This is a genomic window from Roseateles asaccharophilus (assembly GCF_004362405.1).
Taxonomy (GTDB): domain Bacteria; phylum Pseudomonadota; class Gammaproteobacteria; order Burkholderiales; family Burkholderiaceae_C; genus Kinneretia; species Kinneretia asaccharophila.
Genome location: NZ_SNXE01000007.1, coordinates 65,758 through 88,732 on the forward strand (window position 1 = coordinate 65,758; position 22,975 = coordinate 88,732).

At 68.8% G+C, this 22,975-nt stretch carries 17 protein-coding genes; 4 read left to right on the plus strand and 13 right to left on the minus strand.

The genetic code is table 11. The features are described from left to right. Positions 1 to 89: 89 nt before the first annotated feature. From kdpE to kdpF, 6 genes are read right to left on the minus strand one after another with little or no spacing between them, the layout of a single operon-like run. Entirely contained in the window at positions 90 to 794 is a 705-nt protein-coding gene (gene kdpE, locus DFR39_RS14660; protein WP_133604327.1) for a two-component system response regulator KdpE, read from the minus strand. Beyond that, on the minus strand, positions 791 to 3,547 hold the full coding sequence (locus DFR39_RS14665; RefSeq protein WP_133604328.1) for a DUF4118 domain-containing protein: 2,757 nt from the start codon (positions 3,545 to 3,547) through the stop codon (positions 791 to 793). The genes kdpE and DFR39_RS14665 overlap by 4 nt, the downstream gene beginning before the upstream one ends. Before the next feature lie 3 nt (positions 3,548 to 3,550). Beyond that, a complete protein-coding gene (gene kdpC, locus DFR39_RS14670; RefSeq protein WP_133604329.1) occupies positions 3,551 to 4,123 on the minus strand; it encodes a potassium-transporting ATPase subunit KdpC in 573 nt (190 codons plus the stop codon). Positions 4,124 to 4,138: 15 nt separating this feature from the next. Next, the gene (gene kdpB / locus DFR39_RS14675) at positions 4,139 to 6,244 is read right to left on the minus strand and encodes a potassium-transporting ATPase subunit KdpB (protein ID WP_133604330.1); all 2,106 of its coding nucleotides are present in this window, start codon (positions 6,242 to 6,244) and stop codon (positions 4,139 to 4,141) included. Positions 6,245 to 6,251: 7 nt separating this feature from the next. After that, on the minus strand, positions 6,252 to 8,027 hold the full coding sequence (kdpA, locus tag DFR39_RS14680; protein ID WP_133604331.1) for a potassium-transporting ATPase subunit KdpA: 1,776 nt from the start codon (positions 8,025 to 8,027) through the stop codon (positions 6,252 to 6,254). Between the two features lies 1 nt (position 8,028). Then, positions 8,029 to 8,118, minus strand: a complete 90-nt coding sequence (gene kdpF, locus DFR39_RS14685; RefSeq protein WP_133604332.1) for a K(+)-transporting ATPase subunit F — start codon at positions 8,116 to 8,118, stop codon at positions 8,029 to 8,031. Positions 8,119 to 8,482: 364 nt separating this feature from the next. Between kdpF and DFR39_RS14690 the strand changes: the two genes are divergently transcribed. Further along, positions 8,483 to 9,478 (plus strand): NAD(P)/FAD-dependent oxidoreductase, encoded by a 996-nt coding sequence (locus DFR39_RS14690; RefSeq protein WP_133604333.1) that lies wholly within the window; start codon positions 8,483 to 8,485, stop codon positions 9,476 to 9,478. 5 nt (positions 9,479 to 9,483) lie between these two features. Here the strand turns inward: DFR39_RS14690 and DFR39_RS14695 are convergent, their stop codons facing one another. Continuing rightward, positions 9,484 to 10,680 (minus strand): urate hydroxylase PuuD, encoded by a 1,197-nt coding sequence (locus DFR39_RS14695; protein ID WP_133604334.1) that lies wholly within the window; start codon positions 10,678 to 10,680, stop codon positions 9,484 to 9,486. Between the two features lie 203 nt (positions 10,681 to 10,883). Here DFR39_RS14695 and DFR39_RS14700 point away from each other — a divergent pair, with 203 nt between their 5' ends. From DFR39_RS14700 to DFR39_RS14710, 3 genes are all read left to right on the plus strand, one after another. After that, complete coding sequence (locus tag DFR39_RS14700; protein ID WP_133604335.1) at positions 10,884 to 11,276, plus strand: hypothetical protein; 393 nt, start codon at positions 10,884 to 10,886, stop codon at positions 11,274 to 11,276. A 289-nt stretch (positions 11,277 to 11,565) separates the two neighbouring features. Continuing rightward, the gene (locus tag DFR39_RS14705) at positions 11,566 to 13,173 is read left to right on the plus strand and encodes a serine hydrolase domain-containing protein (protein ID WP_162849539.1); all 1,608 of its coding nucleotides are present in this window, start codon (positions 11,566 to 11,568) and stop codon (positions 13,171 to 13,173) included. 115 nt (positions 13,174 to 13,288) lie between these two features. After that, positions 13,289 to 15,601 carry a TonB-dependent receptor plug domain-containing protein gene (locus DFR39_RS14710; RefSeq protein ID WP_162849540.1) on the plus strand — a complete coding sequence of 771 codons (2,313 nt, stop codon included), beginning with the start codon at positions 13,289 to 13,291 and terminating at the stop codon, positions 15,599 to 15,601. Between the two features lie 12 nt (positions 15,602 to 15,613). On the opposite strand, the gene DFR39_RS14715 is transcribed toward DFR39_RS14710, so the two are convergent. From DFR39_RS14715 to guaD, 6 genes are all read right to left on the minus strand, one after another. After that, entirely contained in the window at positions 15,614 to 16,639 is a 1,026-nt protein-coding gene (locus DFR39_RS14715) for an AraC family transcriptional regulator (protein ID WP_211343879.1), read from the minus strand. A 264-nt stretch (positions 16,640 to 16,903) separates the two neighbouring features. Beyond that, on the minus strand, positions 16,904 to 18,073 hold the full coding sequence (locus tag DFR39_RS14720) for a BMP family ABC transporter substrate-binding protein (protein ID WP_133604338.1): 1,170 nt from the start codon (positions 18,071 to 18,073) through the stop codon (positions 16,904 to 16,906). A 25-nt stretch (positions 18,074 to 18,098) separates the two neighbouring features. Continuing rightward, the gene (locus tag DFR39_RS14725; protein WP_133604339.1) at positions 18,099 to 19,019 is read right to left on the minus strand and encodes an ABC transporter permease; all 921 of its coding nucleotides are present in this window, start codon (positions 19,017 to 19,019) and stop codon (positions 18,099 to 18,101) included. Beyond that, positions 19,019 to 20,089, minus strand: coding sequence for an ABC transporter permease (locus tag DFR39_RS14730; protein WP_133604340.1), 1,071 nt, complete (start codon positions 20,087 to 20,089; stop codon positions 19,019 to 19,021). The genes DFR39_RS14725 and DFR39_RS14730 overlap by 1 nt, the downstream gene beginning before the upstream one ends. Then, positions 20,076 to 21,614 (minus strand): ABC transporter ATP-binding protein, encoded by a 1,539-nt coding sequence (locus tag DFR39_RS14735; protein ID WP_133604341.1) that lies wholly within the window; start codon positions 21,612 to 21,614, stop codon positions 20,076 to 20,078. Before DFR39_RS14735 ends, DFR39_RS14730 begins: the two co-directional genes overlap by 14 nt. Next, positions 21,611 to 22,957 (minus strand): guanine deaminase, encoded by a 1,347-nt coding sequence (gene guaD, locus DFR39_RS14740; protein ID WP_133604342.1) that lies wholly within the window; start codon positions 22,955 to 22,957, stop codon positions 21,611 to 21,613. The genes DFR39_RS14735 and guaD overlap by 4 nt, the downstream gene beginning before the upstream one ends. Positions 22,958 to 22,975: the final 18 nt, after the last annotated feature.

Genomic DNA, 22,975 nt, shown 5'->3' on the forward strand with positions numbered 1-22,975 from the left:
CGAGCCCCATCTAATGCTCGCTCACAAACTTATCCACAGCAGGCGGGGATAGTCTCCCCGCCACGCGGCCCGGCTCCAGCCGCGTCCGCTCAGGGCATCAGCCGGTAGCCCACCGCCGTCTCGGTCAGCAGATGGCGGGGCTGGGCCGGCTCGGCCTCCAGCTTCTGGCGCAGATTGCCCATATAGACGCGCAGATAGTGGTTGTCCTCCACATGGCTGGGGCCCCACACGGCCTTGAGCAGCTGGCGGTGGGTGAGCACCTTGCCGGCGTTGGCGATCAGATGGGTGAGCAGGCGGTATTCGGTGGGCGTGAGGTGCACGGCCTGACCCTCGCGCAGCACCCGGCGCGCGGCCAGGTCCACCTCCACGCTGCCGAAGGCAAAGCGGCTGGCCGGCGCCTGGCCGGCCTGGGCCGCCACGGCCTGCGCGCGACGCTGGGCCACGCGCACCCGCGCCATCAACTCGCCCACCCCGAAGGGTTTGGTCAGGTAGTCATCGGCGCCGGCGTCCAGGGCGGCGATCTTGTCGCGCTCGTCGGCGCGGGCCGAGAGCACGATCACCGGCACGGCCGACCAGCTGCGCAGATCCTGCAAATAGTTGAGCCCGTCGTCATCGGGCAGGCCCAGGTCCAGGATGATGAGTTCGGGGTGGCGGGTGCCGGCGTCGATCAGGCCCTGACGCACGGTCTCGCACTCATGGACCTGCCAGCCCTCGCCCTCCAGGGCCAGACGCACAAAGCGGCGGATGCTGGGCTCATCCTCGACGATGAGGGCGGTGGGTTTGGGTTCGCTCATACGCGGGCTGTTCGCTCCATCTCTTCTTCTCGCGGCAGGGCCGGCGGCTGCCCCAGGGGCAGGGTCAGCACAAAGGCGGCACCGCCCAGCGCCGAACGCTCGGCCCAGATGCGACCGCCATGGGCCTCCAGGATGGCACGGCAGATGGCCAGCCCCAGGCCCACGCCGGGAATGCTGGACTCGCTCTGCGCGCGGGTGAATTTCTCGAACAACGCTTCTTCCCGGCCCGCCGGCAGACCCGGGCCGTCGTCGGCCACGGTCAGCTGTAGTTGCGCATCCTGGATCCTGGCCGAGACCTCGATATGGCTGCCAGGCGGCGTGTACTTGGCGGCGTTCTCCAGCAGATTTGCCAGCACGCGCTCGATCAGGGCGGCATCGATCTCGATCAGGGGCAGATCCGGCGCCAGCCGGGTCTGGACATGATGAGCGGCCAGCACGCTGTGCATGGACTGCAGCGCGGCCCCCAGCACCTCGTCGACAGGTTGCCACTCGCGGCGCAGACGCACCGCCCCGCTCTGCAGCCGCGCCATGTCCAGCAGATTGCTGACCATGGCATTGATGCGCTGCGACTCTCGCCGCAAGGAGCCGGCCAATTCAAACCCCTGGGGCGGCAAATCCGGCAGCGCGGCCAGGGTGTCGGCCAGGCCGTAGATCACGGCCAAGGGCGTGCGCAGATCGTGCGAGAGCGCCGAGAGCAGGGAGTTGCGCAGGCGCTCCGACTCGATATGCACCAGGGCGTTCTGCGCCACTTCCACGTAATGCACACGCTCCAGGGCCTGACCGATGATGCTGGCCATGGTGTCGAGCTGGGCGCGCCGCTCGGGACGCAGCACGGCGTCCAGTCCGCGCGGGCGAAGGCACAGCACGCCGCGCGTGCGCATGGGCGCGGCCAGCGGCAGGTAGAACCAGGGGCTGCCGGGCAGGGTGTCGGTGGCCAGGCCGGCGGCCTGGCCATGATCCAGGGCCCAGCGAGCCGTGCCCGCATCGGGCGCCTCCCCCTCCCCCGCCACGGGCTGCAAGGGCAGGGGCGCATGCAGCTGCTCATCCAGGCCCAGCACCAGGATCTGCACACGGCCATGCAGCTCGCGCGCCAGGCGGTCCTGGGCGATCTGCGCCACCTGCTCGGTCTGCAATGCGCCGGCCAGCTCGCGCGTGAGCTCGAACAGGGCACGCGAGCGCGCCTCGCGCTCGGCCGCCACCTGGGCCTGGTAGCGCAGATGTGCGGTCAGCTGGCCCACGATCAGACCCACCGCCAGCATCACGCCGAAGGTCAGCAGGTACTGCACGTCAGACACCGCGAAGGACAGATGCGGCGCCACATAGAAGAAGTCGAACAGGCCCACGCTCAGAAAGCTGGCCAGCACCGCCGGCCCGCGCCCCAGGCGCAGCGCCACGCCCAGCACCGTCAGCAGGAAGAGCATGACGATATTGGCCTCGTCGAGCAGGTTCTGCAGCGGCCAGGACAGTGCCGTGGTGAGCGCGCAAGCCACGCCGGCCAGCCCGTACCGGACGCCCTTGCGAGTCGCCCCATCCCAATCCGGCGGAGCCGGCTGCGGCTCGCCCCCTTGGCCGACGGCCGGCGGCAGGCCCACCTCGATCAGGTCGACATCCGGCAGGGCCTGTGCCAGTTGTTCGTACAAGGGGCGAGCGCCCAGCAAGCGGCGCCAAGCGGGCAAGGCCTGACTGCGCCCCAGCACCAGCTTGGCCAGGTTGTGCTCGCGCGCATGGGTAGCCAGCGCGGCCACCTTGTCCTGGGCTTGCAGCACCGCAGTGGCCGCGCCCAGCTCCTGGGCCAGGCGCATCTGGCGCAGCACGCGCTCGCGCTGCGCATCCGGCAGGCGCTGCAGCGCTGGCGTCTCCACATAGACCGCATGCCAGGACACGCCCAGCTGCTGGGCCAGGCGCGCGCTGCTGCGCAGCACATGCTCGGCGCGTGGCGTGGGTCCGACCGCACAGAGGATGGCGGCCTCGGTGCTCCAGACCTGGCTGATGGCCTCGTTGCTGCGCCAGGCCTGCACATCGTCCTCGACCCGGTCGGCGGTGCGGCGCAGGGCCAGCTCGCGCAGGGCCATCAGATTGCCCTTGCGGAAGAAATGCTTGGCCGCGCGCTCGGCCTGCGCGCCCATATAGACCTTGCCGGCTTTCAGGCGGCTCAGCAGCTCGTCGGCCGGGGTGTCGACCAGCAGCACCTCGTCGGCCGCGTCGAAGAAGCGGTCGGGCAGGGTCTCCTGCACCCTCACGCCGGTGATGCCGCCCACCACATCATTGAGGCTTTCCAGGTGCTGGACGTTGAGGCTGGTGTAGACATCGATGCCATTGGCCAGCAGCTCCTCCACGTCCTGCCAGCGCTTGGGGTGGCGGGAGCCGGCCACATTGCTGTGCGCCAGCTCGTCCACCAGGATCAGCGGGCGCGGCTGCCCCTCATGCACCAGGGGTTTGAGCCGGGCCAGGGCGCCGTCGAGGTCGAACTCCGGCAGGGTGCGCCCACGGTACTCGACCTGACGCGGCGGCAGCAGGCTCAGACCGTCGATCAGGGCCGCGGTCTCGCTGCGACCATGGGTCTCCACCACACCCACCAGCACCTGACGGCCCTCGGCCAGCAGCTTGCGCGCCGCCAGCAGCATGGCGTAGGTCTTGCCCACGCCGGCCGAGGAGCCGAAGTAGATGCGAAGCTTGCCGCGCGCGGCCTTCGCTTCCTCAGCGCGCAGCCGCTGCAGCAGCGAGTCGGGGTCGGGTCTTGAGTCGGCAGGCATCGCTCAGCGATTGTCGTCCAGCGCCAGGTTCAGCTTCAGCACATGCACGCGCGGCTCGCCCAGCACCAGCAGGTCGCGCGGCTCGGTGTGGGCCTCGATCAGCGCCTGCACCTTGTCCAGCGGCAGGCCGCGCTCACGCGCTACCCGGGCCGCCTGGTAGCGCGCCGCGGCCATGCTGATGTGCGGGTCCAGGCCGCTGGAAGAAGCCGTCACCAGATCGACAGGCACCGGGGCCTTGTTGTCCGGGTCCGCGGCGCGCAGCGCCTCGATGCGGGCCTTGACGGCATCGGCCAGAGCCGGGTTCAGCGGCCCCTGATTGGAGCCCCCGGACCCTGCAGCGTTGTTGGCCATCGGGCCGGTGGCCGAAGGACGGCCCCAGAAGTACTTGGGCGATGTGAAGTTCTGGCCGATCAGCTCGGAGCCGACGGTCTTGCCGCCGACCTCGATCAGGCTGCCGGCCGCCTGCCTGGGGAACAGGCCCTGTGCCACGCCGGTGACGGCCAGGGGATAGAGCAGGCCGGTGATGGCCGAGAGCAGCACGAGGCTGACAAGCGCGGGACGCAGATGGGCTTTCATGATGAAGCAGCCTCCTTAGACGAGATGCAGAAGCACCAGCAGCCAGTCGATGAGCTTGATGCCGATGAAGGGCACGATCAGACCGCCGAGGCCGTAGATCGCCAGATTGCGGCGCAGCAGGGTGGCGGCGCCGACGGCGCGGTAAGGCACGCCCTTGAGCGCCAGCGGGATCAGGGCCACGATGATCAGCGCGTTGAAGATCACCGCCGACAGAATGGCCGAGCTGGGGCTGTGCAGACCCATCACATTCAGCGCGCCCAGCTGCGGGTACACGCCCACGAACATGGCCGGGATGATGGCGAAGTACTTGGCCACATCGTTGGCGATGGAGAAGGTGGTCAGCGAGCCGCGCGTCATCAGCAGCTGCTTGCCGGTCTCCACCACTTCCAGCAGCTTGGTGGGGTTGGAGTCCAGGTCCACCATATTGCCGGCTTCCTTGGCCGCCTGGGTGCCGCTGTTCATGGCCACGGCCACATCGGCCTGGGCCAGGGCGGGCGCGTCATTGGTGCCGTCGCCGGTCATGGCCACCAGGCGACCCTCGGCCTGGTAGTCGCGGATCAGCTTGAGCTTGGCCTCGGGCGTGGCCTCGGCCAGGAAGTCGTCGACGCCCGCCTCGGCCGCGATGGCCGCGGCGGTGAGCCGGTTGTCGCCCGTGATCATCACGGTCTTGATGCCCATGCGGCGCAGCTCGGCGAAGCGCTCCTTGATGCCGCCTTTGACGATGTCCTTGAGCTCCACCGCGCCGAGCACGCGGGCGCCATCGGCCACCACCAGGGGCGTGCTGCCGCGGCGGGCGATCTCGTCCACGGCCGTGGCCACCTCACGCGGGAAGCTGCCGCCCAGGGACTCCACATGCTTGCGGATCGCGTCCTGCGCACCCTTGCGCAGTTGGCGGCTGCCGCCGGCCAGGTCCACACCGCTCATACGGGTCTGGGCGGTGAAAGGCACGAACTGCGCCTCCAGGCTGCCGATCTCGCGTTCGCGCAGGCCGTAGCGGGTCTTGGCCAGCACCACGATGGAGCGACCCTCGGGCGTCTCGTCGGCCAGGGAGGCGAGCTGGGCCGCGTCGGCCAGCTGGGCCTCGGTGACGCCCGGGGCCGACACGAACTGGCTGGCCTGGCGGTTGCCCAGGGTGATGGTGCCGGTCTTGTCCAGCATCAGCACGTCCACATCGCCGGCCGCTTCGACGGCGCGGCCCGAAGTGGCGATCACATTGGCCGCCATCATGCGGCTCATGCCCGCCACGCCGATGGCCGAGAGCAGGCCGCCGATGGTGGTGGGGATCAGGCAGACCAGCAGGGCAATCAGGGCGGTGACCGAGACCACGGTGCCGGCACCCGCCACCTCGACGCTGAAGATCGAGTAGGGCAGCAGGGTCACGGTGACCACCAGGAAGACCAGGGTCAGCGCCACCAGCAGGATGGTCAGCGCGATCTCGTTGGGCGTCTTCTGGCGCTTGGCGCCCTCCACCATGGCGATCATGCGGTCCAGAAAGGACTCGCCCGGGTTCACGCCCACGCGCACCACCAGCCAGTCCGAGAGCACGCGGGTGCCACCGGTCACGGAGGAGAAGTCACCGCCAGACTCGCGGATCACCGGCGCCGATTCGCCGGTGATGGCGCTCTCGTCCACCGAGGCCACGCCCTCGATCACCTCGCCGTCCAGGGGGATCAGGTCGCCGGCCTCCACCAGCACCACATGGCCCTTGCGCAGCTCGTCCGACTGGGTCGGGTGCCACTGCGCGCCATGCCTGGGCTCATGCAGCTTCTTGGCCCAGGTCTTGGTCTTGAGGCCGCGCAGCGAGGCCGCCTGGGCCTTGCTGCGGCCCTCGGCCAAGGCCTCGGCGAAGTTGGCGAAGAGCACGGTGAACCACAGCCACAGGGCGATGGTCAGTATGAAGCCCGAGCCCTCGCCACCGCCTGCGGTGGCGCTCGCGGCCTCGCCGGCCAGATGCGGGTTGCCCAGGCTGGCCAGCCACAGGCCGCTGGTCAGCAGGCTGCCCGCATAGACCACGAACATCACCGGGTTGCGCCATTGAACGCGCGGGTCCAGCTTGGTGAAGGCCTCCTTCGTGGCCTGGCTCACCAGCTTGGAGTCGAAAAGAAAGTCCTTTTGTTTCATAGCGTGCTCACTTCCAGAGCATCAGGTGTTCGACGACCGGGCCCAGGGCCAGCGCCGGCACATAGTTCAGCAGGCCGACCAGCAGCACCGTGCCGATCAGCAGCACGACGAAGAGCGGACCATGGGTGGGCAAGGTGCCGCTGCCCACGGGAATGCGCTTCTTGGCCCCCAGGGAGCCGGCAATCGCCAGCACCGGCACGATCACACCGAAGCGGCCCAGCCACATCGCGAGGCCCAGCAAGGTGTTGTAGAAGGGCGTGTTGGCCGACAGACCGGCAAAGGCCGAGCCGTTGTTGTTGGCCGCCGAGGTCAGGGCGTAGAGGATCTCCGAGAAGCCATGGGCGCCCGGATTGGCCACTCCGGCCTTGCCCAGCGGGCTCAGCACCGCGATGGCCGTACCCACCAGCACCACGATGGGCGTGATCAGGATGGCGATCGAGCTCATCTTCATCTCATAGGGCTCGATCTTCTTGCCCAGGTACTCGGGCGTGCGGCCGATCATCAGCCCGGCGATGAAGACCGCCAGCATGGCGAAGACCAGCATGCCGTAGAGACCCGTGCCCACGCCGCCGAACACCACCTCGCCCAGCTGCATCATCACCAGGGGCACCATGCCGCCGATGGGGGTGTAGGAGTCGTGCATGGAGTTCACCGCACCGCAGGAGGCGGCGGTGGTGACCACCGCGAAGAGCGTGCTGGCATGGATGCCGAAGCGGGTCTCCTTGCCTTCCATATTGCCGGCGCCCGCCTCCACGCCCTGGGCCTGCAGCAACGGGTTGCCCGCCTGCTCGGCCGCCGTGGCGATCACCACGGCGGCGATGAACATGACGCTCATCGCGGCCAGGAGGGCCACGCCCTGGCGCTGGTCGGAGACGATGCGGCCGAAGGCAAAGCACAGCGCCGCCGGGATCAGGAAGATGGCCAGCATCTGCAGCAGATTGGACAGCGGCGTGGGGTTCTCGTAGGGATGGCTGGAGTTGGCATTGAAGAAGCCGCCGCCATTGGTGCCCAGCATCTTGATGGCCAGCTGCGAGGCCACCGGGCCCATGGCGAGCTGCTGGGTCTCGGTCTTCTGGTCCTCCATCAGCGGCTGACCCTGCGCATCCAGCAGGGGCTGGCCTTGCGCATCCAGCTTGGGCGTCTGGTAGGCCGTGGCCTCAAGGGTCTGAACCGTCTTGTAGGGCTCCAGGTTCTGCAGCACGCCTTGACCGACGAAGAAGATGGCCAGCACAAAGCTGATCGGCAGCAGCACCCACAGGGTGATGCGGGTCAGGTCGGCCCAGAAGTTGCCGACATCCTTCTTCAGCTTGCCCGCGAAGCCGCGCATCAGCGCGAACACCACGGCGATGCCGGTGGCGGCCGAGACGAAGTTCTGCACCGTCAGCGCCAGCATCTGGGTCAGATAGCTCATGCTGGCCTCGCCGCCATAGCCCTGCCAGTTGGTGTTGGTGACGAAGCTGACCGCGGTGTTGAAGGCCGAATCCGCCGTCACCGCCGCCATGGCCTGCGGGTTCAGTGGCAGCAGGTCCTGGAAGCGCTGCAGCGCATAAGCAGCCAGCAGGCCCAGGAAGTTGAAGAGCAGCAGCGCGATGGCGTACTGCTTCCAGTGCTGCCCCTGCGCCGGCTTCACGCCGGCCAGCTTGTACAGCAGGCCTTCGACCGCGCCCATCCAGCGCGGCAGCCGTCCCTCACAGACGGCAACCAGCCACTTGCCCAGCGGCCAGGCCGCCAGCAGCAAGAGGCCCATGAACAGGGCCAGATTGATCCATGCCAAGCCGTCCATCTCAGAACTCCTCGGCGCGGACCAGGGCCACGATCAGATAGACGAACAGCCCCGCAGCGATGATGCCGCTGGCCCAATACAGTGCGCTCATGGCTGCTTGCCCTCCAGCTTGTGGCTGGCGGCGGCCAGGCCCAGGGCCAGACCGAACAGCAACAGGCTCAAGCCCAGAAATACCCAATCCATCGTGCTCGACTCACGCAAAGTGATGATGCGAGCAGCTTAGAAAGAGCCGCCTCAGGGTGTCGTAGAAGCTGGCGGCGGGGGTATCAAGAAAGCATAAAGACACCGCGCGAGGCCCCGGCTCAAGGCCGCCGCGGGGCCGGGCTTAGCGCAGGGCAGCCAGACATGCCCACAGGCACTCGAATGCCCCTGCGCCGATGCCGGGACAGGCGCTGCCCCACGCCCCTCGCCGTGGTGTGGGCACAATCGCCAACCCTCAAGCCCACACAGCCCCCATGCAAGCCTCCGCCCCCATCGCCGTGATCGGCGCCGGTCTCGCCGGCCTCAGCTGTGCCAGCGCCTTGCAGGCCGCGGGCCGGCGCGTGCAGCTCTTCGACAAGAGCCGCGGTCCCGCCGGCCGCATGAGCACCCGCCGCGGCGAGGACTGGGCCTGCGACCATGGCGCGCAGTACTTCACCGCGCGCGATCCGCGCTTTCAGGCCGAGCTGGTGCGCTGGACCGAGGCCGGCGTGGCCGCGCTCTGGACGCCGCGCCTGCAGGTGCTGGGCGGCCAGGCCGGCCACCAGCCCGATGCCAGCCTGCAGCGCTGGGTGGGCCAGCCCCAGATGACGGCCCCGGCGCGCTGGCTGGCCGACAGCCTGCCCCTGCAGCTGGAAAGCACGCTCCAGGCCCTGCGCCCCGCGCCGCAGGGCGGCTGGCAGCTGCAGTTCGCCGAGCAGGGCTGGCGGCCCGAAAGCTATGCGGCCGTGCTGCTGGCCCTGCCCGCGCCGCAGGCCGCGGCTTTGCTGAACACCCTGCCGGCGCCGGCCACCACACTGGCCGCGCTGTGCGCCCGGGTGCGCATGCGCGGCTGCTGGGCCCTGATGCTGCAGTACGAGCAGGCGCTCGCCCTGCCCTTTGACGCCGCCTTCGTCAACGAGGGCCCGCTGCGCTGGATCGCCCGCAACAGCAGCAAGCCCGGGCGCAGCGGTGCGGAGAGCTGGCTGCTGCATGCCGAGGCCGAGTGGAGCGAGGCGCATCTGGAAGAGGCGCCCGAGACGGTGGCGGCCACCCTGCTGCTGGCCTTCGCCGCCCTGGGCGGCGCGGCGCCGCAGCGCTGGAGCCTGCACCGCTGGCGCTATGCCGACAGCGCCCCGGCGCTGGACGCGGGCCATGGCTGGCAGGCCGAGCTGGGTCTGGGCCTGTGCGGCGACTGGCTGAACGGCGGCAAGGTGGAAGGCGCCTGGCTCAGCGGCCTGTCCCTGGCGGAAGCCCTGCTGGGCACGCGCTAGCCCCCCTAGCGGGCGCGCGCCTCGAACCAGCGGCCCAGCAGGGCCCGCTCTTCCTCGGTGATCTGGGTGGCATTGTTCAGCGGCATGCTGCGCTGCTGCACCGTCTGCTGGTAGATCTGCTGGGCATGCTGCTCGACCAGCTCGGGCGTGTGCAGCTGCATGCCTTTTTGCGCCAGCTGGGCGTTGTGGCACATCACGCAACGCTGCTCGATCACCGCCTGCACCTGGGCCAGGGTGGGCACCGGCGCGCTGGCAGCCACCGGCGCCCGGGGCGCGGGCGCCAGGGCCAGGATCAGCCCGGCCAGCACGGCCAGGGCCGCCACGATCAGGGGCCAGGCGTTGACGCCCTTGTGGCGCTTGACGAACCAGGTGCGCACCAGCACGCCCACCAGCATCAGGGCCAGCAGGGCCAGCCAGTTGTGGGCATGGCTGTAGAGCTGGCCGTAGTGGTTGCTGAGCATGGCAATCAGCACCGGCAGCGTGAAATAGGTGTTGTGCACGCTGCGCTGCTTGCCGCGCTGGCCATAGATGGGGTTCACCGGCCGGCCGGCGCGCATATCGGCAATCACCTGCTTCTGGCCCGGGATGATCCAGAAGAAGACATTGGCGCTCATCATCGTGGCGATCATGGCGCCCACGATCAGGAAGGCCGCCCGCCCTGCGAAGAGCTGACAGGCTGCCCAGGCCGCAAAGGCGATGAAGACCGCGATCAGACCCAGCACCCGGCCGTCATTGCCGATGCTGCCGTCCTGCTTGTGGCCAAAGCGGCGGCAGATCTGGTCATAGACCAGCCAGCCCGCGGCCAGAAAGCCCAGCGAGGCCAGCACCGCCTGCCAGGGTGCGGCCCAGGCATGGACCTGGCGGTCGATCAGAAAGCTCTCGGCATTGAAGAGATACAGCAGCACGAAGAGCGCAAAGCCGCTCATCCAGGTCCAGTAGCTCTCCCAGTAGAACCAGTGCAGATGCTGGGGCAGATTGGGCGGCGCCACCATGTACTTCTGCGGGTTGTAGAAGCCCCCGCCGTGCACGGCCCACAACTCGCCGTCCACGCCCTTGGCCTTGAGCTCCGGGGCCTCGGGCTTGAGCAGGTGGTTGTCCAGCCAGACGAAGTAGAAGGAGGCGCCGATCCAGGCGATGGCCACGATCACGTGCAGCCAGCGCAGCAGCAGATTGGCCCAGTCGAGCAGATAGCTAGGTTCCATACCTTGAGCAACAAGCAACGAATGGGCCGGCTACCACTGCGGGCGCTGTAATCCGGCCAGACGTCGCGCCACCGGAGCAAAAGTCCGGGCGCCGCGGCGACGTGGTGTGGGCAGAAGTGTATACAGTTTAAAAACCACGGATATCGCCCGGACACCCGGCCGGTAGCAAAATTTCGAATCCGTATCAGGTCCGGAGGCAGGCCATGAGGCAGCATGGGGAGTACCACATCGAATGGCGTGAGCCCATCTTGTGGGTCCGCTACCAAGGCACCTGGAATGTGCAGGCGGTTGAAGCCCTGCATGCCGACGTCCGCAGCTTCTGGACGCAAGACCCCCAGCGGCGCTGGGCCATGCTCACCGACGCACGCGAGTGGGAGGGCGGCACCCCCGAGGTATTCGCGCGCTGGTGGGACTTCTTCACGGATGCCGTGGCGCACGGGCTGGACGCGGTGAGCGATGTGCTGCCCTCCAGCTTCCACGCCCTGCTGGTGCGCGACCTCGCCGAGCGGGCCCAGGCCATCACGCGTTTTCAGCACAGTGCCAGCGTGCAAGAGGCGCAGGCCTGGCTGGCCAGCCAGGGCTATGGCAAGGTGTGACCCCCGGCTTGTGCGAGCCGAGATGCAGCGAGCTTGGTTTGCGTCAAATCGCCGTCACAAAGCGTCTGCACAATGCGAAGCACGGAGGCGGAAACCGGCTGCAGATTGGGCAGAGACCTGGAACCCGTGACCAGCGCCGACGTACCCCATGCACACGCCCCACCCTCAAACGGTGGGGCGTTTTTCTTGCGTCAAGCGGCGGGGGGCGGCTGACGCACGTCGGGCCCTGCCTTGCGGCGCGGCGGCCGTAGACTGGGGCTCCCCGCCGCCCTGGACACCACGCGCCGCCATGACCGCCCTGCCCCCGGATCCGCTGCACGCCGCCCTCGACGCCCTGTTTGCCGACACGGCCGACCGTCCCGCGCCGGGCTGCGTGCTGGGCGTCTGGCGCGAGGGCGAACCGAGCTGGATGCGGGCCTATGGCCTGGCCAGCCTGGAGCTGGGTGTGCCTTTGCAGGCGGACAGCCGCCTGCGCATCGCCTCGGTGTCCAAGCAGTTCACCGTGGCGGCGGCCCTGCTGCTGGAGCGCCAAGGCCGGCTGAGCCAGCAGGACGATATCCGCCAGCATCTGCCCGAGCTGCCCGAGCTGCCCCAGGTGGTGCGTGTGGGCCATCTGATGCGCAACACCAGCGGCCTGCCCGATATGCTGGAGCTGCTGCGCCTGGGTGGCGTGGGGCTGGACCAGCGCGTTGATCGCGAGCAGCTGCTGCAGGCCCTCGTGCGCAACGGCCATCTCAACTTCGCACCGGGCAGCCGCTTTCTCTACTGCAACAGCGGCTTTGCCCTGCTGGGCCTGATCACCGAGCGTCTGAGCGGGCGCAGCCTGGACGCACAGCTGCGGGAGGCCTTCTTCGATCCCCTGGGCATGCAGTCCACCCGCATGGTCGTGGAGAGCGACCTGCCCCTGCCCGGGCTGGCGACACCCTACCTGGGACACGGCCCGGGGCAATGGCGCCGCGCCCAGCATGGCTTCGAGCACGGCGGCGAGGGCGGGCTGGTGTCCTGCCTCGGCGATCTGCTGCGCTGGGCCGCACACCTGATGCGGCCGGTGGACGGTGTCCCCGATCTCTCCGGCGCCTTGGCGGAGGGCCAGCCCCTCAGCGAGGGCGGGATGTCGCCCTACGCACATGGCCTGGAGCATGGCACGCTCGACGGCATGGCCACGCTGGGTCATGGCGGGCTCTGGCCGGGCTTTCGCACCGAGTTCCTGCTGCTGCCCGCGCAGCGTCTTGCCATTGTCGTGATCAGCAACGACGGCATGCTCAACCCCTACAAGAAGGCGCGCGAGGTGGCGCGCCTGCTGCTGGATCGGCCCACACCCATCCCCACGGCCCGACCCGGCGCGGCCGAGGCCGAGGCCTTGACCGGCGAATGGCTGGATGCCCAGGCCGGCGAGTTGCTGACGCTGAGCACGGCGGGCTCGGGCGCCCCGCTCATGGCCCAGCAGTGGGGCACGCCGTTCGAGCTGCAGCAGCAGGCCGACGCTCGCTGGCTGCCCCTGCGCGGGGCCTACGAGTTTGAGATCCCCGCGCCCGCCCTGGACGAGCAGGGGCGCTTGCGTCTGCGGCTGGGTGCCGGCCGCGAGGCCCGCCTGCAGCGCCTGGCACAGCGCCCGGAGCTGCCCACGGGCCTGGACGGCGTGTTCTGCAACCGCGATGCGGGCCTGCGCTGGCAGATCCGAGGCTCGCAGCTGCAGGTCGAAGGGCCGCTGCTCAAGCCCGCGCGCGCCTGGACGCTGCGTGGACTCAGCGAGGATCTGGTCGAGCTGCAAAGCCCCGGCTACTGGATGCAGGGCAGCCAGCTGCTGCGCCTGCAGCGCGATGCGGCCGGTCGCATCTGCGGGTTCAGCCTGGACAGCGCCCGTATCAAGGGCCTGCTTTTTCAACGCTGCGGCTGAAGCACCACAAGCTCTGTAAAGCTTTGGCAAAGCCGGTGCTGCGGCCGCACGCCAGCGGCCGCTTCATGCGAAGCTGGCGCCCCTTGCAATGTCTCCCCTGCCTCACGTCCCCCCCATGTCCGCCCGCCCCTGCTCCCCTTGCGCCGTCACAGCCCTGTCCCTGGCGGCGGCTCTGCTGCACCTGAATCCGGCCTGGGGCCAGGACGCCGCGCCCGCTGCGGCCGTGGGCGAAACACCGGCGCCGCGCCCGGCCACATCCGCTGAACTTCAGCCCGCCCGACCCGCGGCCACGCCGGCATCACGGGAACGTCTGGACCGCGTGGAGGTGCAAGGCGGCCCCAGCGACAGCACCCTGCGCCGGTCGGCCACCGCCGCCAAGATCGTCATCGGGCGCGAGGAGATCGAACGCTTTGGCGACAGCAGCGTGGCCGATGTGCTCAAGCGCCTGCCCGGCGTCACCATTGGCGGCCGGCCGGGTCGGGGCGGCGAGATCCGCATGCGCGGCATGGGCGGGGGTTACACCCAGATCCTGGTCAACGGCGAGCGCATGCCGCCGAGCTTTTCCCTGGACCAGTTGCCGCCGGAGCAGATCGAGCGCATCGAGGTGCTGCGCGCACCCACGGCCGAGTTCGGTGCGCGGGCCGTGGCCGGCACCATCAATATCGTGCTGCGCGAAGCCCTGCTCAAGCGCCTCAACGATCTGCGGCTGAGCCTGGGCTCGGAGCGCGGCCTGCTGCAGCCCCAGCTGTCCTGGACACGCAATGACAAGCTGGGTGAGGCGGGCCACGCCTACAACCTCAGCCTGATGGCCGGCGAACAGCGCCGCCGCGACGATGTGGACACGCGCATCGGCACCTCGGATATCCGCGGCGGCGCGCAGAGCGTGCTGCACAAGAGCGGCCAGAGCGAGGAACTGCGCCGCAACCTCAATGCCCATGGGCGCCTGCAGCTGAAGCTGGATGGCGGCGCCCAGCTCACGCTGATGCCATTCCTGGTGCAGCACCGCAGCCGCACCGATAGCGAGATCCAGCAAAACCCGGCCCAGAGCTATGCACGCGCCAGCACCGAGGGCCTGAGCGAGTTCAGCATGCTCAGGCTGGGCAGCCTCTACAACCAGCGCCTGAGCGAGGACAGCCGTCTGGAGCTGCGTGCGGGGCTGGGCTCGGCCCGGCTGGACAGCGACAGCCTGCGACGTGAGTTTGCGGGCGCCGCCGGTGACGGGCTGCCCCTGCGCAGTCAGCAGGATGTGCTGAACAACCGTGATCGCTCCCTCAATCTGGCCGGCAAGCTCTCGCAGCAGCTGGGCCAGATCGGGGGCGTGGAGCACAGCCTGGTCAGCGGTCTGGAGCTGGAGAGCAACCAGCGGCGCCAGCAACGCAACAGCCTGCAGAACGGTGAGCCCCGGCCCGAGCTCAGCGAGTTTGGCGACGACTTCGACGCCTCCACCCTGCGCCTGGCGGCCTATGTGCAGGATGAATGGAGCCCGAGCAAGCAATGGTCCGCCTATGCCGGCCTGCGCTGGGAGGGCATACGCACCCGCAGCAGCGCGAACAACTACGCGGTCAGCAACAGCTCCCAGGTGCTCACGCCCCTGCTGCACGCCGTCTGGAAGCCCGAGGAGAAGAGCCGCGACCAGGTGCGCATGAGCCTCACGCGCAGCTACCGGGCCCCCAATACCCAGGACCTGATCGCCCGCCCCAGCATCAACAACCAGTACCCCAGCGGCGCCAACACCGCCAACGAACCCGACCGCGCCGGCAATCCGAGCCTGCGACCCGAAACCGCCCTGGGGCTGGACCTGGCGCTGGAGCGCTATCTGAGCAAGGGGGGCGTGCTCAGCGCCGGGGTCTTCGTGCGTCGCATCGACGATCTGATGCGCAATGTGACCCGGCTGGAGACCGTGAGCTGGTCCGGTGAACAGCGCTGGGTCAGCCGTCCGCAGAACCTGGGCAAGGCCCTGAGCAGCGGGGTCGAGCTGGAAGCCAAGTTCCGCCTGGACGAGTTCTTCGACGAGGCCCTGCCCATCTCGCTGCGCAGCAATCTGAGCCTCTTCCGTTCGCGCGTGGATGAGATCCCCGGGCCCAACAACCGGCTGGATCAGCAGCCGCGCTACACCGCCAATCTGGGCGCCGACTACCGCCTGCGCAGCCTGCCCCTGCAGCTGGGTGCCAGCCTGAACTTCACCCCCGACAATCTGCTGCAGCAAAGCCTGCTGCAACAAAGCCGCAGCGACCGCAAGCGCGTCTTCGACGCCTTTGCGCTGTGGAACATCGATCGCGACTGGGCGCTGCGCCTGTCGGCCAGCAATCTGGCGCCGCAGGACTATGGCAGCGGCACGATCATCAACACGGGCGAGCAGCTGATCACGACCGACAACTACGGCCGTACCTTCACCACCTGGCAGCTGCGGCTGGAAGTCAAGCTCTAGGAACTGGGAAGCTCAGCGCCGCACGGGGATGCAGAGCCAGCAGCGGAAGAGGCCGGTGTCCGGCTCCTGCGCGCCATCGGGCTCGTCATAGAACTCGAAGCAGGGACGGCCGTCGCACTGGTAGCCGCTGGCCGGCAGCCACTCCCGGAAGAGTTCGGCCCAGGCCGTGCCGATCTCGCGGCCATCGCCGCGAAAGCGCGTCATGGCGTAGAGGCCACCGGGCAGATCGGCCAGGCTCACGGCCGGGTGGGCGGTCTTGAAGTCCGCGTCCACGCCCACCGCCGAGTCATAGCGGCAATGCGCGGCCGGCGTGATGCCGGGATCGTCATGACCAATGCCATAAGTGGGGCGCTGGTCAAGGCCCTCGGACTGCAGCCAGGGCAGCACGCGCTGGTACCAGAACTCGGTGATGCCCGGGCCGTAGGGGCCAATACGGCGCATATAGGCGATGCGTTGCGGGGCCAGGGTCTTGATCTCAACGTGCATGATGAAGCGTGAGTGCTCGGTGTTGAACAGGGCTTCATCATCGGCAGCCGCCGCTTCGCCGTCCTGATCCGGATTGCGATCTTGCCGCGCACGCGGCCCCAGCTGGCGGCGCAGGTCTTCCACATACGCGGCCCAGCGCTGGGACGAGCCGGCACGCCAGGCACTGGGCGTGCAGCCAAATTGCAGCTTGAAGGCCCGCGAGAAGGCCTCGCCCGAACCAAAGCCCACGGCCAGGGCCAGCTGCAGCACGCTGCGCTGCGGATGGAGGGTCAGGCCTTGCGCGGCCGCCTCCAGGCGACGGCGCTGCAGATAGGCGCCCAGGGTCTCACCCGTCCAGGCAGCAAAGAGCCGGTGGAAGTGAAACGGCGAGAAATGCGCCAGCTCCGCCAGGGCCGCCAGCTCCAGCGGCGCGTCGAGGTGGGCATCGATATGGTCCAGCACCCGGTTCATGCGCCGCGCATAGGCGAGGCAGTGCTGGGCGGGCGTGGGCTCGGACGCCACCGTTGGCGAGCTGGTTGGCGAGGTCGTGGGGATGGTCGATTCGGGCGTCATGCGGGGCAGAGCTTAGCCCCGGCACGAAGGCTTCGGGTGGATCCCAGACACGGGAGCGGACCAACGGACGCCTGAGCGCCCTGGCCGCAGGGGCGAGCGCAATGGCCGCAGCCGGCACACCCGTTCATGAGCCGCAGCGTGTGACTTACCTGGGCCGCCCGCCTCGCTCAAGCCACCCACAAGAAAAATGCCGCCACGCGGGCAGCGTGGCGGCTCGGAGCGCATAGAGCGCAGGGATCGTTTGCGGCAAGCCGCAGCGGCGGCTTACTTGCCGCTGGGCACCTTGCCCTCGACGCCCTTGATGTAGAAGTTCACGCCGGAGAGGAACTTGTCGTCCGCGACCTCATCCTTCTTCAGCACTTCCTTGCCGTCCTGACCGACGATGGGGCCCTTCCAGATGGAGAAGCTGCCGTCCTTGAGGCCGGCCTTGATGCTGTCCACCTTGGCACGCACCTCGGCGGGCACGACCTCGTTGACCGAGACCATGTCGATGGCGCCTTCCTTCACGCCCCACCAGGCATGCTTGCCCGGACCGGCGCTCCACTTGCCCTCCAGGGCCTCACGCACGGCGCTGATGTAGTACGGGCCCCAGTTGATGACGGCCGAACCCAGGTGGGCCTTGGGGCCGTAGGCGGTCATGTCCGAGTCCCAGCCGAAGGCGTACTTGCCATTCTTCTCGGCGGTCTGCAGCACGGCGCTGGAGTCGGTGTTCTGCATCAGCACGTCGGCGCCACCGTTGATCAGGCTCTGCGCGGCCTCGGTTTCCTTGGGCGGGTTGAACCACTCATTGACCCAGACCACCTTGACCTTGATCTTGGGGTTGGTGCTCTGCGCGCCCAGGGTGAAGCTGTTGATATTGCGGATCACCTCGGGGATGGGAATGGAACCCACCACACCCAGGGTGTTGCTCTTGGTCATGGCGCCGGCGATCACGCCGGCCATATAGGCGCCCTCATAGGTGCGCGAGTCATAGGTGCGCATGTTGTCGGCTTGCTTGTAGCCGGTGGCATGCTCGAACTTCACGTCCTTGGCGTCCGGCGCCACCTTGAGCATGGGCTCCATATAGCCGAAGGTGGTGCCGAAGATCATCTTGTTGCCCTGGGCCACCATGTCGCGGAACACGCGCTCGGCATCGGCCGCCTCGGGCACCTTCTCGACGAAGCTGGTGACGATCTTGTCGCCGAATTCCTTCTCGAGAGCCTTGCGACCGTTGTCATGCGCGAAGGTCCAGCCGCCATCACCCACCGGGCCGACGTAGGCGAAAGCGATCTTCAGCGGCTCGGGCTTGGGCGCCGGGGCCGAGGCGGCCGCCGAGGCTGCGGGAGCGGCCGGTGCGGCCTCTTCCTTCTTGCCGCAGCCCACCAGGGCCGCGGTGGCAGCCAGGCTGGTCCAGCCGGCAAGTTTGAGCAGATCGCGCTTGGTCTTCAGGGTCATGGGAGAGTCCTCCGGTAGGGATGAGTCAGGAACCAGGAAAAAAGGGCTTGCCCAGCGAGGCAGGCATGTTCGCACGGATGAAGCTTGCATTGCTGGAGATCAGCACCAGCACCACGATGGTGGACAGATAGGGCAGCATCGAGAGGAACTGGCTCGCGATCTGCACGCCCTGGCCTTGCAGATGGAACTGCAGCATGGTGACGAAACCGAACAGATACGCACCCAGCAAGACCCGTGCCGGGCGCCAGGTGGCAAAGGTGGTCAGGGCCAGGGCGATCCAGCCCTTGCCAGCAATCATGCCCTCCACCCACAGCGGGGTGTAGATCACCGAAACATAGGCACCCGCCAGGCCGCAGAGCGCACCGCCGGCCATGACCGCGGCCAGGCGGATGCGGCGCACCGGATAGCCCAGGGCATGGGCCGACTCGGGCGACTCGCCCACCGCACGCAGCACCAGGCCAGGACGCGAGCGGTAGAGGAACCAGGCCAGGGCCAGGGTCAGGGCAATCGCCAGATAAACCATGGGGTGATGGCGGAACAGGGCCGGCCCCACAAAGGGCAGATCACCCAGCAGAGGCAGCGAGAAGCTGGGCCGGGTGCTGAGCTTGGCCTGCACATAGCCAATGCCCACAAAGGCCGAGAAGCCCGTGCCGAAGAGGCTCAGGGCCAGACCGGCCGCATATTGGTTGGTGTTGAGGTAGATGACCAGCAGGCCGAAGACCAAGGCCAGCAGGGAGCCGGCGCCCATGCCGGCGGCAAAGGCCAGCACATCGCTGCCCGTGTGCACCGCGGTGGCAAAGCCGGCAATCGCGGCCACCAGCATCATGCCCTCGGCGCCCAGGTTCACCACCCCGGCACGTTCATTGATCAAGAGGCCCAGGGCCGCGATGGCCAGCAGGGTGCCGGCGTTCATGGCCGCGGCAATCAGGAGTGCGTAGCTTTCCATCAGGCGGCCTTTCGCACGGCGGCCCAGCGCAGCCGGTAATGGATCAGGGTGTCACAGGCCAGCAGGGCAAAGAGCAGCAGACCCTGGAAGACCCCGGTGATGGACTTGGGCAGCCCCAGGCGCGACTGCGCCAGCTCGCCGCCGATATAGAACATGCTCATCAGAATGCCCGAGAACACGATGCCCACCGGATGCAGACGGCCCACAAAGGCCACGATGATGGCGGCGAAGCCATAGCCCGCCGGCACATAGGGCGTGAGCTGGCCCAGCGGGCCGGCCGCTTCCAGCGCCCCGGCCAGACCGGCCATGCCGCCGGACAGCAGCAGGGCCGTCCAGAGCGCGCGGCGCGAGGAGAAGCCCGCATAGCGGGCCGCGGCCGGCGCCAGACCGCCCACCTGCAAGGCATAGCCCGCATAGGTGCGGAACAGCAGCAACCAGAATGCCGCCACCGCGGCCAGAGCGATCAGCACCCCGATATTGACCCGCCAGCCCTCGAACAGGCGCGGGATCTTGGTCACCGCCAGAAAGCTGATGCTCTGCGGAAAGTTGTAGCCGTTGGGGTCTTTCCAGGGGCCGTAGACCAGCCAGCTCAGCAGCAGATCGGCCACATAGACCAGCATCAGGCTCACCAGGATCTCATTGGCATTGAAGCGGTCGCGCAGCAGGGCCGTGAGCGCAGCCCAGGCCGCCCCACCCGCCACACCGGCCAAGAGGATGAGCACCACGATGCCGCGGCCGGTGTCAGGTGTTGCCTGCATGGCCACCCAGCCGCCGGCCAGAGCGCCCACGATGAACTGCCCCTCGGCCCCGATATTCCAGACATTGGAGCGGAAGCACACGGCCAGGCCCAGGGCGATGAGGATCAGGGGCGTGGCCTTGATGCCCAGCTCGCTCCAGGCATAGGCGCTCTTGATGGGCTCCCAGAAGAACATCTGCAGGCCGCGCATCGGGTCCTTGCCCAGCAGCACGAACAGCCCCAGGCCCAGCAGCACCGTCAGGGCCAGGGCCAGCAGGGGCGAGCCCAGGGACATCCATTTCGAAGGCTGCGGGCGCAGCTCAAGCTTCAGCACGGGCACCCTCCTCCACGGCAGCCTGGGGCTGCACCTCCCACAGACCGCTCATCCACATCCCGACTTTCTCCACCGTCGCCTCGGCCACCGGCAGGGCCGGCGAAAGCCGCCCCTTGGCCATGACCACCAGGCGATCACTGATCTCGAACAGCTCGTCCAGCTCCTCACTCACCACCAGCAGGGCACAGCCCGCATCGCGCAGCTTGAGCAGCTCGCCGCGGATCTGGGCCGCCGCGCCCACATCCACGCCCCAGGTGGGCTGCGCAATGATGAGCACCTTGGGTGCGGCCTCGATCTCGCGGCCCACGATGAACTTCTGCAGATTGCCGCCCGAGAGGCTCTTGGCCGCGGCATCGGGTCCGCCGGCCTTGACGCCAAAGCGCTGGATCAGGCCCGCGGCCATGCGCTGCAGCTCGGCGGTGGCGATGAAGCCGCCGGGGCGCAAGGCCTCGGTGCGGGTGAGCAGCAGGTTCTGCGCCAGGGACAGCGTGGGCACGGCCCCGCGCCCCAGGCGCTCCTCGGGCACGAAGTGCAGGCCCTGGCGGCGGCGGCGGCGCGGGCTGGCGCGGGCGATGTCTGCGCCGAACAGCCTCACACTGCCGGCGGGGGCGCGGGGGTCCTCGCCCGAGAGCGCGGCCAGCAGCTCCTGCTGCCCATTGCCCGAGACGCCCGCCACGCCCACGATCTCGCCGGCATGCAGGCGCAGGGCGATGTCCTGCAGATCGGTGCCAAAGGGGCTGGACTTGGCCAGGGACAGGCCTTGCAGCTCCAGGGCCAGCGCCCCCACGGCACGCGACTCATGGCGCAGCTGGGGAGGCTCGGCGCCTATCATCAGGCGCGAGAGCTGGGCATTGCTCTGGCTGCGCGGGTCCACCTCGCCGGTGACGCGGCCGCCGCGCAGCACGGTGCAGTGGTGGCAGAGCTCGCGGATCTCGTCGAGCTTGTGGCTGATGTACAGAATGGCGCAACCCTCGCTGCTGAGCTGGCGCAGGATCATGAAGAGCCGCTCCACCGCCTGGGGCGTGAGCACCGAGGTGGGCTCGTCCAGGATCAGCAGCTGGGGCTTGGTGAGCAGGGCCCGCACGATCTCCACGCGCTGGCGCTCGCCCACCGAGAGGCTGTGCACCGGGCGCTCGGGATCGACGTCCAGGCCGTAGCTGGCCGCCACCTCGCGGATGCGCTGGCGCACCTCGCTCAGCGGCACGCTCTTGTCCAGGCCCAGCCAGACGTTCTCGGCCGCGCTGAGCGTGTCGAAGAGCGAGAAGTGCTGGTAGACCATGCTGATGCCCAGGGCCCGCGCCTGGGCCGGGCTCTTGATCACCACCTCCTGACCATTCCAGCGCATGCGCCCGGCATCGGGCTGCACCGCGCCGTAGATGATCTTCATCAGCGTGGACTTGCCCGCGCCGTTCTCGCCCAGCACCGCATGGATCTGGCCGGGCTCCACCCGCAGCGAGATATCGTCATTGGCCTTGACGGCCGGGTACTGCTTGCTGATGCCACTCAGTTCGAGGCGCAGTGTCATGTTGGCTCGCTCTCAGGATCGCGCCTGAAGCGCGGAACACCGGCCACATAGCTGGCCACCAGATTGCGTTCGTCCGACAGGGTCAGCCAGGCGAACACCCGCTCATGCAGGCCGCGCACCACGGCGTCGCGCGCCTGGGCCACCGGGCCGCAGGCCCAGTCCCAAACACAGACGTCGGCCAGTGTACCGGCCTCGAAAGCGCCGATTTCCTGCTGCAAACCCAGGCCCTGGGCCGCGCCCAGGGTGGCGGCGTGCAGGGCCGCCCAGGCCGTCAGGCGGCGGCCGCCCAGGGCCTGCATCTTGTAGCCGTCGGCCAGGGTGCGCTGCATGGACAGCGAGGTGCCGCCGCCCACATCCGAGGCCGCGCTCACCGTGTAGCCCGCCTCGCGCGCGGCCACCCAGTCGAAGAGCCCGCTGCCCAGGAAGAGATTGGACGAGGGGCAGTGCGCCACCTGGGCGCCGCTGGCGGCCAGCACGCGGCGGTCTTGCTCGTCGAGCCAGATGCCATGGGCCAGCACCGCCCGGGGGTGCAAGAGGCTCTCACGGGCATAGACGTCCAGATAGCTGCGTGCCTGCGGGAAGAGCCGGGCCACCCAGGCCACCTCGTCGCGGTTCTCGGCCACATGGGTCTGCATATAGAGCGAGGCGTCGGCGCGGCACAGGGCGCCGGCCATGGCCAGCTGCTCGGGTGTGCTGGTGGGCGCGAAGCGCACGGTCACGGCATAGGCCAGGCGCTCGCGCTGGTGGTAGCGCTGGATCAGGTCCACGCAGTCGCGCTCGGCGCCGGCCACATCGTCGCGCAGCGCGTCCGGCGCATGGCGGTCCATCAGCACCTTGCCCGTGATCAGTCGCATGCCGCGCACGGCCGCCGCCTCGAACAGCATCTCGGCCGAGACCTTGTGCACCGTGGGGAAGACCACGGCCGAGGTCGTGCCATGGGCCAGCAGCGCGTCCAGAAAGCGCTCGGCCCCCAGGCGCGCCACGGCCGGGTCGGCATAGCGGGTCTCGGCCGGGAAGGTATAGGTGTTCAGCCAGTCCAGCAGCTCGGTGCCGTAGGAGGCGATCACATCCAGCTGCGGGCAGTGCACATGGGTGTCGATGAAGCCCGGCAGGATCAGGCGGCCGCGGTAATCGCGGCGCTGCCAGCTGGCGTCGGGCTCGTGCGCTTGCACGCCGGCGATGCGGCCGTCGGCGTCGATCAGCAGCCAGTGGTCGGGCCGGTAGCGCACCGCCGGGTCGTCCAGCGCGGCCCAGGCGGGCGTGGCGCTGAAGTCCAGCAGGTCGCCGCGCAGGGCCTGGCGGCCGCGTAGGGGCGCAGGATTCGTAGGGGAAGGCATGTTCATAAGGCGAAGCCTGCGATT